This window comes from Acinetobacter sp. X9 (assembly GCF_054889255.1).
In genome coordinates this window covers 2,470,458-2,486,325 of record NZ_CM142679.1, presented here as the reverse complement: position 1 = coordinate 2,486,325, position 15,868 = coordinate 2,470,458, and the positions used below count along the sequence as shown (strand labels likewise).

Sequence of the window (15,868 nt, the reverse complement as noted above, 5' to 3'; positions counted from 1 at the left end):
TTATTATAATTTATGTATTTGTATATTGTTATCTTTTTTCATCTGCTCTTTAAGACGCAATATGTCGTGTCATTCGCCAAAATAATAATGCCAGAAGGCTAACACCTGCGCCGAGTGTACACACGCCAAACCATCCAGCATAAGCATAAGTCGCTGTTGTGCTGATTGCACCCAATCCGCTACCTACCGCATAAAAGAGCATGTATAGACCAACAAGCCGACTATGCGCTTCAGGACGAGTACGAAAAATCATACTCTGGTTGGTGACATGTAGGGCTTGTCCACCTAAGTCTAGCAATACGATGCCAATTACAAGTGCCCAGAGCGAATAGGACATGAGTGAAAGTGGAGCCCATGCAATTAATAATATTAACAGTGCTGCCAAGCTTGTACGCTGAGCATATCCACGGTCTGCCCAGTAACCGGCACGCGCAGCAGCCAAAGCACCAATCACCCCAACGAGCCCAAAAGACCCAATTACAGTATGAGAAAAGTTATAAGGCCGGGCACTTAATGGCAGTACCAATGCACTCCAGAAAATATTAAATGCTGCAAACATCAGTAAAGCTAACACACCGCGCACTTGTAGCACTTTTTCTTGGCGTAGCAGTTTCAACATAGAAGCCAGAAGTTGAGGGTAGCGCATGGCACTGGGTTGAATATTTAAATGAGGAAGTCGTTTCCAAAGGGGAAAAGCAATCATGAGCATGATGATGGCTGCGCAAAAGTATACGCCGCGCCAACCCGCTATATCACTAATTCCCCCTGAAAATACGCGGGCAAGTAGTAAACCAATGAACACACCACTTTGTGCAGTACCTACTACATGTCCTTGCTCATGTGGGGCCGCAGCACTTGCAGCATAAGCGATAAGCCCTTGTGTCATGGCTGTGCCGAGTAAACCCACCGCAAGCATTCCTACCAAAAGAATAATCGTAGAATGGGCAAAGCCAACTACGAGCAATGCAGATATTAAAGCCAATAACTGTAGGGCCATTAACCGACGCCGATTTACCAAATCACCCAACGGCACTACAAAGATTAAGGCTAGGGCACAACCTATTTGAGTGGCTGTAACCACACCACCAATGGCAGCATGACTCACATTAAAGTCACTCGCTAATATGTCGAGTAGAGGCTGTGCATAATAGACATTTGCTACGCTTGCACCACTAGCAATCGCAAATAGCAAAATTACGCCACGAGGCATGCTTGGAAGCGGTTTATCACTTTCGGAGGATGAAGTTGAAGATGCAAGAGAAGCTTTCATGGGCCTAAATCCATTCAATCTAGTTTTAAAATAAAACTAGTTGAATGTTAGATTGACTGGTTTTAAAATGCAACTAGATAGCTTGTTACTGATGATTAGTTAGGAAACTCAATGGCGAACTCTACATTGATAAAAGATGAACCTTGTCCTGTTGCGCGCTGTGTCAATCTCATAGGAGATCGTTGGTCATTGCTTATTGTGCGTGATGCTTTTGATGGAATGCGCCGTTTTGGAGATTTTCAGCGCAGCTTAGGAGTAGCACGTAATATTCTTTCTGATCGCCTAAAAAAATTAGTCGATGCAGGTGTTCTTGAACTGCAAGATGCTTCAGATGGCACGGCTTATCAAGAATATGTATTGACCGCTAAAGGGGAGAGTTTGTTCCCGGTGATTGTGGCTTTACGACAATGGGGAGAGCAGAACCTATTTGAAAGTGGTGAGCGCCATTCTCTGTTAATTGATAAAAACACGGGTCAGCAAATTCCATTTATGGCACCAGTCGCGGCAGATGGAACAGTGCTGAGAGCCTCTAATACTGAAGTGCAAAAGGTGAAATAAAATAAGACAAAACAAAAATAACCTTTTTTAACTTAAATTTAGGCAGATTAGTTGATAACCTTGCGCGTCAAATTAAGGTGAGATTATGAGATTTATATTCCTCTTTATAAGCGCAATTTCAATTCAATGTTATGCAGCATCAGAAGCAATGGAACTTCATTACTGTGAAACTGTGAAAAAAGCAGCGAGTGGCGTGATGGATGCTAGACAACATGAAGTGCCAGCTAAAGAGTTACATGACATCGCCAATCATCTTGAAGAGCAACAAGCCAAACAACTTTATCAAGAGCTTATCAAATCTGCATATTCTTCAAAGTTATTTGAAGACCCTCTCATTAAGTCAAAAGCTGTCGAGAACTTCCAAACCACATGGCATGAGCAATGTTTAGCAAAAGAATTGGCTAAAAATATGTGAGTGTTAGTGGGAAATAGTTTATTGGTAGACAATAGAAAACTACCTAATTCTTTTGTGAATAGCTAATTTTCTACAGTATATAGCAAGTATCAAACAAGAAAATGAGTTTATAGAGCAAAACTATTTTCTATATTGATGCATAAAGATATGACTACATACTAAACCACCCTTGGGTGGTTATTTCATTTGAACTTAATATAGCCCGAAAGAGCTTATCTTATGGTCTAATTATAATTGGTCCGAACATACCTGTTTTAATTAAAGATTCCCATATTTTCTTTATTGTTTGTCCTGTTTCTTGATTAACAAATAAAGATGAACGTTTACCGTGTGGTGCTCCCAAAAAGTAAGAGCTCATGGAGTCCCATGTTTCTCCAACTTGAGCAGTTTTCCAGTTAGGTAATTCATTTTCTAATAACAATGGAACGGCAATTGATGCTGGGATTGTGCCATCCTTGCATAATGATTTTTGCCAGATACATCTTACAAGTATAGGTGTTGCACTTGATGAGTAAAGCTTTACATCTAGACGTTCTGCAGTTATGTCTGCAATTTCATTTGGATTTAGTTTAAGAACCGAATCTAACACTTTTTGTCCATCATCATAAGGACATGTGATAAATCCATTAGCGAAACAAACTGTATGATCTAAGCCTTGATACCCACATTCTTTACTGGGGGTTATAGTGTCATAATCTACTCTTTTATCACTTACTAAAGGGTGCCAACTTGGGTAAGTATAAATAACAGGACCTAATTCATCGAATAGGTCCATTAATTTTTCACGGCTTTTAGTTAGATCTTTAGAATCTAGATCAGTTAAATGAGAGAGTAGATACTTTTCAACCGAAAGACGTCCGTCTTTTGCTGCTTCATCTGCACGAAATGCCATAGTGTTGCCTTTTAATATTGAGAAATTCATAATATTAAAATACTATGCATGAAACAATTATATTGCGCATAATATTTGTATTTTATGCTTAAAATATTGGAGTTATTAAATTTTTTTAAATAGTGCTTAATATTAATCCAAAGTGGGATATATTTATGCTAATGATTAAATATTATAAACCGTGACTTGATACGGTTCTTTTAAATGGTTCGATAGCAGAGGGGACTTCGCAATTATGAATGTCAAGCCAAATATATTTAACATGGCTGGTGTGATTCCTCCTGTAAATGATATTGATGGAAGCAGTCTAAATAGATCGCCTTATATTATTTCTATAAGCCAGTTGATTGATCTTTTCTCTTTTACATCTGAAAGAGTGACTATCCTAAATGGATTGCTTGAGTATAGGGCTGAATTATATCGTGTGGGTATAGTTTCTGGTTATCAGTGGCTTGATGGCAGTTTTACTACAGATATAGAAATTCTTGAAAAGCGAGCTCCAAATGATATTGATGTTGTGACTTTTTTTTATTTACCTGACGGTGAAACACAGCAAAGTTTTTTACCAAAAACTGGAAAATTGCTTCTTACAAAATATACAAAAGCCAACTTTAAAGTGGATGCTTACCCTGTGATCCTTGGGCAGAATTTGACGCCCGAGCTAATCAGTAGGATAACTTACTGGTACAGTATGTGGTCACATCGCAAAGGTGATAATATATGGAAAGGCTTCTTTCAGGTTGAACTCTCTCCGTTAGAAGATGCGGCCGCCCTTAAAATCCTAAATAGCATGGAGGGATAGAGTGATGAATGCAATACTGTATACAAACCTTTCCTCTGAGGCTAACACCCTCAAAGAATTATTAAAAAATATTCCAGAGGAAAATGTCATAGATAGACTTGGCATACAAAGTAGGCTTGAAGAGGTAGAGCAAGAGTTACGTTGTGTAAATCCTTTTCATATTAATAAAAGAGCAAAGCTAACATTTAGAGGTCAACCTGTTGAGGGTAGTCAAGCTATATCGGCAACTTTTGCAGCTAAAGCGACTAAATTCTTCTCAGATGCTGTATCTGCTGTATCTGCTGGTTTAACTGGAAAATTAAACTTCAAAGGACCTGTTCCAGATAGTAGTTTAAACCAACTAATGATTACTGGCACCGCTATAGGCTCATTTGGCTTCGAATTTGAATTACCAAAGCCTGATAATTTTGATTTATGTCCTGAAGAGTCTATTGTGGAAAAAGCAGTTGATGATATTAGACAATTATTTGAATCAGCAGCTTTAGGGACGGATGATGAGTTGAATGATTTAGTGGAAGAAATCCACCCTAGAGCTGTATCAAAAATTTATGATTTTTTAAAATTTTTGGAAGAGCAAGATGCAAAATGTGGCTTGGAGTTCAATAATAAATTCTTTAGATTCAATGATAAAGATCAGTTGGAGAATGCAATCCATCGATTGGATGACAATAATATCCATGAAGAAATCGTGACTTTTAAAGGTTTTTTTCAAGGAGCTCTACCTTCTGCTCGAACGTTTGAATTCAAGACTGAAATAGAGGGTGAAATTATAAGAGGCAAAATTGGGAAGGATATAACTAATCCAGAAAAGCTTAATTCAGATTGGTTCCAAAAAGCAGCTCAAGTAAAATTTACTGTTATTCGTGTAGGTAATAGTCGTCCTAAATTTATACTTGAATCACTTGCAGATATTAAATAAATAGGAATTTTTATTTAATTAACCCGCGTTGAGCAAGTTTTGTTTGCTTAAAGAAGAAAGCACCCTAGGGTGCTTTAGCCAACCGATTTACTGCTGCTTGAATAATATCAGGTAAAAGCTCTTTTTTCGGACCTTCTCGGTCAGCAATAATTTTTACAATATTCTCACTATTTAGAATCCAACAATCACTTGGAATGAATTGGATCTGAGGTTTTCCATCAAAATGATTAATAGTTAAAAACATCCTTTTAAACTGCACCATTCTTGTAATCACTGCTCTTACAATCTCTTCTTCATTAAATTCTGGGCTGTCGGGTGTTACTCCTCCTAACCGAGTGATCTCTCTATGTAAGCTCCAGTAGTGGTCTATGATTTTATTGCAGATTTCTGATTCTATTAAATCAAAAGAAGAGGGCTTATCAGTTTGGATAGATACCTCATTTTTTTCTGTTGAGTATGATGTGGGTGCACCACACTTAGGACATGCATAAGCAAGATTGCTAAATTTTTTCTTACATTCTTTACAATTAATTAAGGCCATTTTTTTCTTTCTATAAAGTGGTTCTAGAACCTATAAATTTACTTTGAAATAGTTTCAGATTAATTTTCTTGGTTATGTCAGAATAATTTTAAATATTAGTTATTAAGATCCATTAGATAAGAAACAGTCGGGCGTAGCTTATTTTTTCTAATTGAGAACCAATAAAAAAACCACTTAATTCTTTCAAATTAAGTGGTTTTTAAATTTTGGAGCGGGAAACGAGACTCGAACTCGCGACCCCAACCTTGGCAAGGTTATGCTCTACCAACTGAGCTATTCCCGCAATGTGAGCACATTATAGAGTGTTTCATTAAAGTGTCAACACTCTTGTGATCTAATTGAACGTTTAATCAGCACGACGCCAAACTGTACCTTGACGTGTATCTTCAAGTACCACACCTTGGTCGAGTAGAGACTGGCGAATACCATCTGCTTTCGCAAAGTCTTTTGCTTTTTTCGCATCTACACGTTGTTGAATAAAATCTTCAATTTCAGCATCAGACAGAGCAAGCGCTTCTTGTCCAATATCTGATTTTAAGAAATCATCTACATTGTGTTGTACCAAACCTAAAATGTTGGTGAGGTGACGTAATGTCGAATAAAGCACAGTCGCTTGGTCAGCTTGCTCTTCTTTTACAGCACGGTTTAACTCTTTGTTCAGTTCAAACAATACAGCCATTGCTTCAGCAGTATTGAAGTCATCACACATTGCGTTGTTAAAACGTTCAATAAAGCTTTGATCAAGCGTTTCAGTTGTCGTTTGACCGTACACTTGTTGGTAAGCTTTAAATGAATGATAGAAGCGAGTTAAAGAAGTTTTTGCTTCTTTGAGTGCCACATCAGAGAAGTTCACAGGACTACGATAGTGTGAAGACACAATAAAGTAGCGAATCACTTCAGGGTGGAATTTCTCCATCACGTCACGAATCGTAAAGAAGTTGCCTAAAGATTTAGACATCTTTTCACCATCAACATTAATGAAGCCAACATGCATCCAGTAGTTTACATATTGCTCACCAGTCGAAGCTTCACTTTGCGCAATTTCATTTTCATGGTGCGGGAACATTAAATCTGAACCACCACCATGAATGTCAAAGTGATTGCCTAGGCAGCAAGTCGACATTGCAGAACATTCAATGTGCCAACCCGGACGGCCATTACCCCAAGGAGATGCCCAAGACGGTTCATTTTCTTTGGCATGTTTCCAAAGTACAAAGTCAAACGGATGTTTCTTTTCCACTTCTACATCAACACGCTCACTTGCGCCAGCTTGCATATCATCAAGCTTACGGCCAGAGAGGCGACCATATTTTTCAAATTTGGTGACTTCAAAATAAACATCGCCGTTTGAAGCAGGGTACGCAGCGCCTTTATTCACCAGATTGCCAATCATATTTTGCATCTGGTCGATATATTCCGTTGCTTTAGGTGCTTCATCAGGAGCTAAACAGCCTAGGTTCGCTGCATCTTCATTCATTGCATCGATGAAACGAGTAGTGAGTTGTTGGATTGTTTCACCATTCTCATTCGCACGTTTGATGATTTTGTCGTCAATGTCGGTAATGTTGCGAATGTAGCGAACATTCCAGCCTTGGCTACGTAAGAAACGAATAATGTAGTCAAATGCAACCATAACTCGAGCATGCCCGATATGACAGTAGTCGTAAACGGTCATACCGCAGACGTACATATCGATGTGACCTTCTTTGCGAGGTACAAATTCAACTTTTTTTCGTTGCTCAGAGTTATATAAAACAAACGGTTGCATAAGGGTTTTCAAACACTCAACAAAAACAGTGTTACATCATAACTGATGCATCATTTTTCACAAAGGTTTATGCAAGAATTTTATAAGCTTGTGAAATCTTATACATTTAAAAACGTGTAGATGATTGAGTTATGTTAGAATGCCCCCAAATCTTTTGATTAAAATCACCGATCTTCACAAGAGATCAGATCAATTATTTTGAGTCAAACTCGTATGCCCAATCCTACAGATTTCCAAAGCAGCGCATTAGCAACATTGCGTATTGAGCAACAAGCCTTAGACGTGTTAGCAACACAAATTGGTGACAGTTTTAACCGAGCTTGTGAAATATTGTTACAGTGTAAAGGTCGTGTTGTGATCACTGGCATGGGTAAGTCAGGGCATATTGGCCGTAAAATGGCTGCAACTTTCGCCTCAACTGGTACACCATCTTTCTTTATGCATCCGGGTGAAGCTGGACATGGCGATTTGGGAATGCTGGTTCGTGGTGATGTTTTAATTGCGATTTCCAATTCTGGAAAAAGTGATGAAATCATGATGTTGATGCCTTTAATCAAACATCTTGGCGTTCCTCTTATTACAATTAGCCGTGATGATAAAGGCCCAATGCCACAAAATGCCGACATCGCTTTAACTTTAGGTGAGTCTGACGAAGCGTGCCCATTAGGTTTGGCGCCTACGTCGAGTACTACAGCAACTTTAGTATTGGGTGATGCACTGGCTGTTGCTTTACTTGAAGCGCGTGGTTTTACTGCAGATGATTTTGCTCGTTCGCATCCAGCAGGTGCGTTGGGTAAACGCTTACTTTTACATGTAAAACATCTGATGCATACAGGCGATGAACTGCCAAAAGTTTCACCAGATACACCAATGAATCGAGTGCTTTATGAAATTTCTAATAAACGTTTAGGCTTGACGACAATTGTAGATGAACAAGAACATTTGCTTGGTATTTTCACCGATGGTGACTTGCGCCGTTTAATTGATAAACAGCAAGGTTTTGATGTGAATTTGCCTGTTTCAGAAGTGATGACAAAAAAACCATCAACGATTTCTCAAGAAGCACGTGCGGTAGAAGCTCTACAACAGCTGAACCTGAAAAAAATTAGTCAGTTTGTTGTGGTAGATGACCAAAACAAAGTGATTGGTGTAATTAGTATGCATGACCTTATTCAGGCAGGGGTAAATTAATCAATGGCATCTTATGCATTGTTAGAACAAGCACGTCATTTACAGGCATTGGTTCTGGATGTTGATGGTATTTTGAGTGATGGCTTCGTAACGTTAACCAATAGTGGCGATGAAATTAAATCATTCGATATTCGTGATGGTTTAGGAATGAAGCTTGCACAGCAAGCCGGCATGAAAGTTATCATTATTACAGGCAGGAAAAGTAATATTGTTGAAAAACGTATGTCTGATTTAGGTGTAGACCTCGTTTTTCAAGGCCGTGAAGACAAAGGCTCAGCACTTCGTGAAGCTTGTGCGCAGTTTAATATTTTGCCGTCAGATTGCTTGTATATGGGCGATGATTGGCCTGATTTATCTGCTTTTGCAATCGCAGGTATGAGTGTTACTGTGCCAAATGGTCATGAAGAAGTACGTCGCCGTGCGCATTTGGTTACGCAGTCGATGGGTGGGCGTGGTGCTGTGCGTGAAGTCTGTGATATGTTGCTGATCGCAAAAGGCATTTACCAAGAACTTCTTGAAAAATATCTTGCAGTACCGCATTAATAATAAGATTACTTAAAAAGGTAGGCTATTCCTGCTCATGGATACCAGAGTTTTATCAATTGTTGCTGTAGTGGTTGCTGCTATAAGTGGTGGTTACTACTACTATAGTGGCAAGGCAAAAAAACTAGACATTGGTTCTGCGAAGAATATGACATATTCAGCGCAGGGCGTCCATTTGACTCAAACTGATGATCAAGGCAATTTGTATATCCGTGCTGAAGTTCGTCAGCTTGAACAGGATATGCAACAAAAAACATCAAAGTTGGATCAACTTAATGCCTCGATGTATAAAGATGGCAAAGTTGATGCAACATTCTTTGCAAAACAGGCAAATGGCTACGATGATAACCGTAAAGTTATTTTATCGGGTGATGTGGTCGCAACTAAACTGGCGCCACAAGGGAAGATTGAGTTCCAAACTGATGAATTAACTGGATATCCAAAAACCAGAGAAATTGAAACAGATCACCAAGTGGTTGTTCAATCTCCGCAAGCCGAGTTTGTCAGCAAAGGGTTAAAAGCTAATTTGAATAATGGTCAGTACGAATTTTTTAATATTCGAGGAAAGTATGCACCAAAGTCTTAATTTAAAACGTTCTTCAGCTTTCCTAAAACAAGCTGCGGTAATTACATTCGTTGCTTTATCATCTGCTTCGACTTTTGCTTTACCGTCTGACCGTAATCAACAAATTTCGTTAGTTGCAGACCGTGCAACTTATAATGAGAAAACGGGTTTAACGACTTATACGGGTAATGTCGTGATTGAGCAAGGTACGATGAAGCTTCAAGCCGACTCAATTGTTGCTACGCTAAACTCTAAACGTGAAATTCAAACGATTACTGCCAAAGGTAGACCGTCTAAATTCCAACAGCAAATTAGTGCTGACAAGGGCGTTGCACGAGGCGAAGGTCAAACTATTGTTTATAATGCAGATACAGGCATTATTACTTTGACTGGTGGTGCATATCTATATCAAGATGGTTCAAGCATCCGTGGTAACTCATTGAAATATAGTATGAACAAAGGAGATGTTGAAGCTCAAGGTTCATCATCAAATCGTGTTCAAATTATTATTCCGCCATCAACTTCAAAAAGTTTCCCGGGAGCGCGTGACTAATGCAACAAGCTCTTCAACCCCAAACTTTGTGTATTAAGCACTTAGCAAAAAACTATAGTAAACGTTGGGTCGTCAAAGACGTATCTTTTAGTATGCAAAGTGGACAGATTGTTGGTTTGCTTGGCCCTAACGGTGCAGGAAAAACAACAAGCTTCTATATGGTTGTTGGGCTAGTGCGTATGGACAAAGGTGAAATTCACCTTGATGATCTTGATATGTCCGATTTGGCAATGCATGAACGGGCACGTAAAGGAATCGGATATCTTCCGCAAGAAGCTTCTATTTTTAGAAAGCTGACAATTGCTGAAAATATTATGTCTATTTTAGAAACACGCAAAGACTTAAATAAGCAACAGCGCCAACAACGTCTTACTGAATTGTTGAATGACTTTAAAATCAGTCATATTAAAGATTCATTGGGAATGAGTGTGTCTGGTGGTGAACGTCGCCGTGCTGAAATTGCACGTGCATTGGCTGCTGATCCTAAGTTTATGTTACTTGATGAACCGTTTGCCGGTGTCGATCCAATTTCGGTAGGTGATATTAAAGATATTATCCAAACCTTAAAAGATCGTGGTATTGGTGTGCTCATCACAGACCATAACGTACGTGAAACTTTGGCAATCTGTGAACGTGCATATATTGTGAGCGAAGGCGCGGTAATTGCGGAAGGTACTCCACAAGAAATTTTGGATAATGAACAGGTACGTAAAGTCTACTTAGGTGACGATTTTACAGTTTAAATAAAAAAGTTAATCTGTTTGGCTAAAAAGAGGTCAGTACCTCTTTTTAGTTTTTTTATATTTATTTTTTAAAAACAATAAATTAGAATCTTTATTTAATGAAAAAGTAATGTGTGAATTATTCCTGCATTTATGCTTCTTTATGCAAAAAAATATGTAGAATGTAAAAGCTTTTAAACGATAACAAACAAGATCAACAAGACAAGCATGATTGGATATAACCAGAGAAGAGTAAAAAGGACATGTAAAAAGCCAGCTTTCCTGAAAGGGTTGATGCTTTTAACTTCACTGCATGTACCTATGGTGATATATGCCGCTAAACCAAGTGAGCAATATCACACATTAAAAGACAACTTATCACAACTTTTTGCCCCTAAAAGTAGTGATGAATTTAAAGTCGCTAAGATGCAAGAGTTGAGTAATTTTAGGCTAGATCGTTCTAGAGTGCAGGAGTTTCCGACTGTTCAACTCAATGATAGAGCAGCTTCATCTTATTCAAATTTGCCATCAAGGAAAATGACTCTGCAGGAAGCGGTGAAAATCGCTATCCAGCGTAACCCTGATATTTCCCAAGCCATTTCTACTTTAGCTGGCCAAAACGCCGGTATTGATGTTGCAAAGGCGGGTTATTACCCTCAAATTTCAGGTGGTATCACCACAGGTGACTTGAGTAGCGGTGAGCGTGGTCGGCAGTTATTAACTTTAAATGCAACTCAAATGCTCTATGATTTTGGTAAAGTCAAATCAGGTGTATCGGTTGAGAAAGCCAAACTCCAAGTCGAACAGGCGAATGTTTTGGTCAGTATTGATGATATTGCACTTGATGTGGCTCAGTCGATTATCAATATTCAGCGCTATCTCCAATTAAATAAAATTGCCGAGCAGCAAATTGCAGGTATTCAGCGAATTCAGGAAATCGCTAATTTACGTGCAAATGCTGGTATTAGCAGTCAGGCTGACCCGATCCAAGCTCAGTCTTATTTACAAGCTGCACAGTCCGGTTTGATTGCACAGCAATCTTTACTACGTCAGTACCAACAACATTTAAGAACATTGTTGGGTGGTGATGTTTCACGTACAGGTTGGATTATTTCAGATGATTTGGTGAAAGTATCTGATTTATATGGTGAACCTGAGTTTAATACCATTCCAAAAATGATCGCTGCACAAGCGGGCATTGAAGTGGCTAAAGCTCAAAAGGAACAGACCCGTTTAACTCGCTATCCAACTTTGGCAGTGAAAGGCTCGGTCAGTCAGGCCATTAATGGAAAAAACCCAAACAATGATGAAGACGACGGTTTATATAGTTCCATCATGCTTGAAGCCACCAGTCAGTTTTATCAAGGTGGGGCAGTTTCTTCCCAAGTAAAAATGGCTAGTTATGCAGAAGAAGCCGCTAAATCTAAAGTGAATTCTGTGTATCTGGATGTGCTTGATCAGATCAGAACTAGTCGTGAACAAATTGAAAATAAACAACGTCAAATGCAGGTTTTAGCCAACCGCCAAGCGACAACAGTTCGTACACGCGAACTTTATCAAGAGCAGTACAAACTCGGTACCCGTTCATTGGTTGACTTATTGAATGCTGAACAGGCGATTCACAGTGCCAATTCGGAACTTGAAACTGCACGTTATGACATCTACAGCAGTATTGTTCAGTACATTGCAGCAACAGGACGTTCCCGCCAAGCTTATGACTTAAATAATATTTCAATTCAGGGGTTCGAAGTACAACCATGATGACAAAAATAAACTACCAGCCCTGGTTACAGGCGGTCTTAACGATTGCTAAACATTATAGAATTGAGCCTTCAGAAGAAAGAATTCGTTTACAACTTGACTGGAACCAAAATCAAAACCTTGATGATGTTTTGCAGTTAATGACCCGTCAGGTTGGACTCAATTTACGTAAAGTACCTTTTTCATTAGATTTACTTAATCCATGGCGTTTACCTGTCATGGTCGAGTTTAATGACGGACAAGTTGGTGTAATTGATAAAGCTGATACTCAAGGAAATGTCAGTATCCAGTTTAGTGGAGATCACGGCCTTTCCCAAAATTTAAGCTTAGATGTCTTAAAAACAACAATTAAGAATGTCTATATTCTGCGTCCTGAAACGTCTATTCCCGATGCGCGTATTGACGAATATATTAAACCATACGAAGCAAGCTGGTTCTGGTCGATTGTTTTAAGAGACTGGAAACGCTACGTTGATATTATGTTTGCCTCACTGATTGCCAACGTATTGGCACTGGCAACCATTATTTTCTCAATGCAAGTGTATGACCGTGTTGTACCATCTCAGTCTATCCCGACTTTATGGGTGTTGGCAGGTGGTGTACTCATTGCAGCACTTTTTGAGTTTACCTTGCGTATATCACGCGTGTACTTATCCGATATTATTGGTAAGCGTGCTGACTTACGAGTGTCTGATCGGGTATTTGGTCATGCCTTACGCATCAAGAATAAAGACCGTTCAAAATCTACCGGTAGTTTTATTTCCCAGATTCGTGAGCTCGAAGGTGTTCGTGAGCTGGTAACTTCAACCACCATTAGTGCAATTGCCGATTTCCCATTCTTTTTCCTCTTCCTGATCATTTTTGCGATTATTGGTGGAAAACTGTTTTGGGTGATGCTGCTGGTTGTGCCACTTATGCTTTTGCCGGGTATTCTGGCACAGAAGAAGCTAGCGCAACTCGCACAAGAAGGTATGAGAGAATCTTCAATCCGTAACGCCATTCTTGTTGAAGCGGTGCAGGGCATTGAAGACATTAAGCTATTACGTGCTGAGTCTCGCTTCCAAAACCAATGGAACCACATGAACGAAGTTTCAGCCGATATCGGGATGAGACAGCGTAAAATCGTCGGTACTTTAATGGCATGGACTCAAATGCTTCAAGGTTTGACCTATGCAATTGTGGTGTTGGTAGGATGTTTTGCCGTGATGGAAGGTGAAATGACTACAGGTGCGTTAGTAGCTTGTTCAATTTTATCTTCACGTATGTTGGCACCGATTGCTCAAATTACAGGTGTGTTAGGACGTTTACAGCAAGCAAAAGTCGCAAAACAAAGCCTTGATGAACTCATGCAACGTCCGATCGATCAGGCAGATCGTTCGCATTTGGTACATAAAGCAGTTTTAAATGGCGATTACGAATTAAAAAATGTCTTATTCCAATATGGCGAAGAAGACCCAAAACCAAGTTTGGCAATCCGTCATTTAAAAATTCGTGCTGGTGAAAAAATTGCCATATTAGGGCGTAACGGTGCAGGTAAATCGACACTGCTCCAGCTTCTATCTGGTATGCAAGTTCCAACTCAAGGCGCAGTGCATTTAGATGGTCTGGATCTTTCATTAATTGATCCGTCTGATGTACGTCGTGATATGGGTTTACTTAACCAGAATGCGCATCTTTTCTACGGTACGATTCGTGAAAACCTCACTTTAGGTGCGCCGCTTGCAACGGATGAAGAGATTCTTCGTGCGTTAGTAGTGACTGGTGCATTACCTTTTGTTCAAGAGAAAAAAGAAGGGCTAGATCACCTGATTTTAGAAGGTGGTGTTGGTTTCTCTGGTGGTCAGAAACAAGCGTTGTTACTGGCTCGTCTATTGATTCGTCAACCGAACATTTTATTGTTAGACGAACCGACAGCAGCCATTGATGACGTGGCAGAGAAACAACTGATTGATCATTTAAAAGGTTGGCTGGCACATCGTACTTTGGTCGTTGCGACCCACCGCCGCGCTGTTTTAGAACTTGTAGACCGTATTATTGTCGTGAACGAAGGCAAAATCGTGATGGACGGTCCAAGAGATCAGGTACTCAATCAATCAACAGCCCAACAAAAACAAGTGAGCCAAGGGGGTAATTCATGAGCGAACCACAACAAGAACAACAACTCACCCGTTCAATGAATGTATCTTATAGTGAGCCACCCTTACCACGTGCCAGTTTAGTGATCTGGATTGTGGGCATTGGCTTGGTTATTTTCTTTATCTGGGCGTGGGTATTTAAACTTGAAGAAGTTTCTACCGGTACAGGTAAAGTCATTCCATCATCTAAAGAGCAGGTGATTCAGTCTTTAGAAGGCGGTATCTTAACCAAGCTGAATGTACAAGAAGGTGACATCGTTCAAAAAGGCGAAATTCTTGCGCAGCTCGATCCAACCCGTTTTGCATCAAATGTCGGTGAATCAAGATCTTTACTAATCTCTGCTCAGGCGACAGCAGCGCGTTTGCGTGCGGAAGTAAACGGTACACCTTTGGTTTTTCCGGAAATTGTGATGAAAGAACCAAAGTTAGTACAAGAAGAAACTGCATTATATCGCTCGCGTCGTGCTGATCTTGAACAAACCCTTGCAGGTTTAAGACAGGCGTTGCAACTTGTGCAACAAGAACTGGCGATGACAGAACCGCTGGTTGCTAAAGGTGCAGCAAGTGAGGTTGAGGTTTTACGTTTACGTCGTGAAGCAAATGATTTGCAAAACAAAATGAATGATGCGCAGAACCAGTACTATGTGAAAGCGCGTGAAGAGTTATCTAAAGCGAATACGGATAGCGAAACGCAACAACAAATTGTACTGGGTCGTAGTGACAGTTTAGATCGCGCAGTGTTCAGAGCACCGGTACGTGGTGTGGTCAAAGAAATTGCGGTGACTACCCGTGGTGGTGTTGTTCCTCAAAACGGTAAACTGATGACGATTGTACCGATTGATGAGCAATTGCTTATTGAAGCGCGTATTTTGCCGCGCGACATTGCCTTTATTCGTCCGGGACAAGAAGCACTGGTTAAGATCACGGCCTATGACTACTCAATTTATGGTGGTTTAAAAGGTAAGGTTACGGTTATTTCACCCGACACGATTCGTGATGAAGTAAAACAGGACCAATTCTATTATCGTGTTTATATCCGCACTGATTCCGACAAACTTTACAATAAAGAAGGTAAAGCATTTGGTATTACACCGGGTATGGTGGCAACAGTAGATATTCGTACTGGTCAAAAAACAGTACTCGATTACTTACTTAAACCATTTAATAAAGCCAAAGAAGCGCTACGAGAAAGATAATAAAAAAAGCCCCGAGATTCGGGGCTTTTTTTATGGG

At 39.8% G+C, this 15,868-nt stretch carries 15 protein-coding genes, 1 tRNA gene and 1 pseudogene; 12 read left to right on the top strand and 5 right to left on the bottom strand.

Translation table 11 applies throughout. The annotated features are described in order from the left end of the window. Nucleotides 1–3 precede the first annotated feature (3 nt). A pseudogene (locus ACYU0V_RS11785) lies at nucleotides 4–1,270 on the bottom strand (MFS transporter). 111 nt (nucleotides 1,271–1,381) lie between these two features. Between ACYU0V_RS11785 and ACYU0V_RS11780 the strand changes: the two are divergent. Beyond that, complete coding sequence (locus tag ACYU0V_RS11780; RefSeq protein ID WP_325793031.1) at nucleotides 1,382–1,828, top strand: winged helix-turn-helix transcriptional regulator; 447 nt, start codon at nucleotides 1,382–1,384, stop codon at nucleotides 1,826–1,828. An 85-nt stretch (nucleotides 1,829–1,913) separates the two neighbouring features. Beyond that, nucleotides 1,914–2,243, top strand: a complete 330-nt coding sequence (locus tag ACYU0V_RS11775) for a hypothetical protein (RefSeq protein WP_001210983.1) — start codon at nucleotides 1,914–1,916, stop codon at nucleotides 2,241–2,243. Nucleotides 2,244–2,460: 217 nt separating this feature from the next. On the opposite strand, the gene ACYU0V_RS11770 is transcribed toward ACYU0V_RS11775, so the two are convergent. After that, nucleotides 2,461–3,135 carry a hypothetical protein gene (locus ACYU0V_RS11770; RefSeq protein WP_461847569.1) on the bottom strand — a complete coding sequence of 225 codons (675 nt, stop codon included), beginning with the start codon at nucleotides 3,133–3,135 and terminating at the stop codon, nucleotides 2,461–2,463. A 235-nt stretch (nucleotides 3,136–3,370) separates the two neighbouring features. On the opposite strand from ACYU0V_RS11770, the gene ACYU0V_RS11765 reads away from it, so the two are divergent. Together ACYU0V_RS11765 and ACYU0V_RS11760 are read left to right on the top strand one after the other, a co-directional pair. Further along, complete coding sequence (locus ACYU0V_RS11765) at nucleotides 3,371–3,937, top strand: DUF6932 family protein (protein WP_086400074.1); 567 nt, start codon at nucleotides 3,371–3,373, stop codon at nucleotides 3,935–3,937. 4 nt (nucleotides 3,938–3,941) lie between these two features. Continuing rightward, nucleotides 3,942–4,856 carry a hypothetical protein gene (locus ACYU0V_RS11760; protein WP_461847566.1) on the top strand — a complete coding sequence of 305 codons (915 nt, stop codon included), beginning with the start codon at nucleotides 3,942–3,944 and terminating at the stop codon, nucleotides 4,854–4,856. Between the two features lie 64 nt (nucleotides 4,857–4,920). On the opposite strand, the gene ACYU0V_RS11755 is transcribed toward ACYU0V_RS11760, so the two are convergent. The 3 genes from ACYU0V_RS11755 to cysS all read right to left on the bottom strand — a co-directional run bounded on the left by ACYU0V_RS11755 (nucleotide 4,921) and on the right by cysS (nucleotide 7,165). Further along, nucleotides 4,921–5,397 (bottom strand): hypothetical protein, encoded by a 477-nt coding sequence (locus ACYU0V_RS11755; RefSeq protein ID WP_461847565.1) that lies wholly within the window; start codon nucleotides 5,395–5,397, stop codon nucleotides 4,921–4,923. A gap of 207 nt (nucleotides 5,398–5,604) precedes the next feature. After that, nucleotides 5,605–5,680: transfer RNA gene (locus ACYU0V_RS11750), tRNA-Gly, on the bottom strand. Between the two features lie 63 nt (nucleotides 5,681–5,743). After that, nucleotides 5,744–7,165, bottom strand: coding sequence for a cysteine--tRNA ligase (gene cysS / locus ACYU0V_RS11745; protein ID WP_005076856.1), 1,422 nt, complete (start codon nucleotides 7,163–7,165; stop codon nucleotides 5,744–5,746). A 213-nt stretch (nucleotides 7,166–7,378) separates the two neighbouring features. Between cysS and ACYU0V_RS11740 the strand changes: the two genes are divergently transcribed. The 8 genes from ACYU0V_RS11740 (at nucleotide 7,379) to ACYU0V_RS11705 (ending at nucleotide 15,831) form a co-directional block, all read left to right on the top strand. Continuing rightward, the gene (locus ACYU0V_RS11740) at nucleotides 7,379–8,356 is read left to right on the top strand and encodes a KpsF/GutQ family sugar-phosphate isomerase (RefSeq protein WP_461847563.1); all 978 of its coding nucleotides are present in this window, start codon (nucleotides 7,379–7,381) and stop codon (nucleotides 8,354–8,356) included. 3 nt (nucleotides 8,357–8,359) lie between these two features. Then, entirely contained in the window at nucleotides 8,360–8,899 is a 540-nt protein-coding gene (locus ACYU0V_RS11735; RefSeq protein ID WP_002122322.1) for a KdsC family phosphatase, read from the top strand. Between the two features lie 37 nt (nucleotides 8,900–8,936). Continuing rightward, nucleotides 8,937–9,485, top strand: coding sequence for an LPS export ABC transporter periplasmic protein LptC (lptC, locus tag ACYU0V_RS11730; RefSeq protein ID WP_005070181.1), 549 nt, complete (start codon nucleotides 8,937–8,939; stop codon nucleotides 9,483–9,485). Beyond that, nucleotides 9,469–10,017, top strand: a complete 549-nt coding sequence (gene lptA / locus ACYU0V_RS11725; protein ID WP_002122334.1) for a lipopolysaccharide transport periplasmic protein LptA — start codon at nucleotides 9,469–9,471, stop codon at nucleotides 10,015–10,017. The genes lptC and lptA overlap by 17 nt, the downstream gene beginning before the upstream one ends. Next, nucleotides 10,017–10,760, top strand: coding sequence for an LPS export ABC transporter ATP-binding protein (lptB, locus tag ACYU0V_RS11720; protein WP_002122331.1), 744 nt, complete (start codon nucleotides 10,017–10,019; stop codon nucleotides 10,758–10,760). Before lptA ends, lptB begins: the two co-directional genes overlap by 1 nt. A gap of 273 nt (nucleotides 10,761–11,033) precedes the next feature. After that, entirely contained in the window at nucleotides 11,034–12,500 is a 1,467-nt protein-coding gene (locus ACYU0V_RS11715; RefSeq protein ID WP_005076852.1) for a TolC family protein, read from the top strand. Further along, complete coding sequence (locus ACYU0V_RS11710) at nucleotides 12,497–14,638, top strand: type I secretion system permease/ATPase (RefSeq protein WP_005802602.1); 2,142 nt, start codon at nucleotides 12,497–12,499, stop codon at nucleotides 14,636–14,638. Before ACYU0V_RS11715 ends, ACYU0V_RS11710 begins: the two co-directional genes overlap by 4 nt. Continuing rightward, entirely contained in the window at nucleotides 14,635–15,831 is a 1,197-nt protein-coding gene (locus ACYU0V_RS11705) for an HlyD family efflux transporter periplasmic adaptor subunit (RefSeq protein ID WP_005076849.1), read from the top strand. Before ACYU0V_RS11710 ends, ACYU0V_RS11705 begins: the two co-directional genes overlap by 4 nt. Nucleotides 15,832–15,868: the final 37 nt, after the last annotated feature.

What these genes read in the sequence shown, in the direction of transcription:
- ACYU0V_RS11780 (WP_325793031.1), top strand. Translation starts at nt 1,382, where the DNA reads ATGGCGAACTCTACATTGATAAAAGATGAACCTTGTCCTGTTGCGCGC.
- ACYU0V_RS11775 (WP_001210983.1), top strand. Translation starts at nt 1,914, where the DNA reads ATGAGATTTATATTCCTCTTTATAAGCGCAATTTCAATTCAATGTTAT.
- ACYU0V_RS11770 (WP_461847569.1), bottom strand. Translation starts at nt 3,135, where the DNA reads ATGGCATTTCGTGCAGATGAAGCAGCAAAAGACGGACGTCTTTCGGTT.
- ACYU0V_RS11765 (WP_086400074.1), top strand. Translation starts at nt 3,371, where the DNA reads ATGAATGTCAAGCCAAATATATTTAACATGGCTGGTGTGATTCCTCCT.
- ACYU0V_RS11760 (WP_461847566.1), top strand. Translation starts at nt 3,942, where the DNA reads ATGAATGCAATACTGTATACAAACCTTTCCTCTGAGGCTAACACCCTC.
- ACYU0V_RS11755 (WP_461847565.1), bottom strand. Translation starts at nt 5,397, where the DNA reads ATGGCCTTAATTAATTGTAAAGAATGTAAGAAAAAATTTAGCAATCTT.
- cysS (WP_005076856.1), bottom strand. Translation starts at nt 7,165, where the DNA reads ATGCAACCGTTTGTTTTATATAACTCTGAGCAACGAAAAAAAGTTGAA.
- ACYU0V_RS11740 (WP_461847563.1), top strand. Translation starts at nt 7,379, where the DNA reads ATGCCCAATCCTACAGATTTCCAAAGCAGCGCATTAGCAACATTGCGT.
- ACYU0V_RS11735 (WP_002122322.1), top strand. Translation starts at nt 8,360, where the DNA reads ATGGCATCTTATGCATTGTTAGAACAAGCACGTCATTTACAGGCATTG.
- lptC (WP_005070181.1), top strand. Translation starts at nt 8,937, where the DNA reads ATGGATACCAGAGTTTTATCAATTGTTGCTGTAGTGGTTGCTGCTATA.
- lptA (WP_002122334.1), top strand. Translation starts at nt 9,469, where the DNA reads ATGCACCAAAGTCTTAATTTAAAACGTTCTTCAGCTTTCCTAAAACAA.
- lptB (WP_002122331.1), top strand. Translation starts at nt 10,017, where the DNA reads ATGCAACAAGCTCTTCAACCCCAAACTTTGTGTATTAAGCACTTAGCA.
- ACYU0V_RS11715 (WP_005076852.1), top strand. Translation starts at nt 11,034, where the DNA reads ATGCTTTTAACTTCACTGCATGTACCTATGGTGATATATGCCGCTAAA.
- ACYU0V_RS11710 (WP_005802602.1), top strand. Translation starts at nt 12,497, where the DNA reads ATGATGACAAAAATAAACTACCAGCCCTGGTTACAGGCGGTCTTAACG.
- ACYU0V_RS11705 (WP_005076849.1), top strand. Translation starts at nt 14,635, where the DNA reads ATGAGCGAACCACAACAAGAACAACAACTCACCCGTTCAATGAATGTA.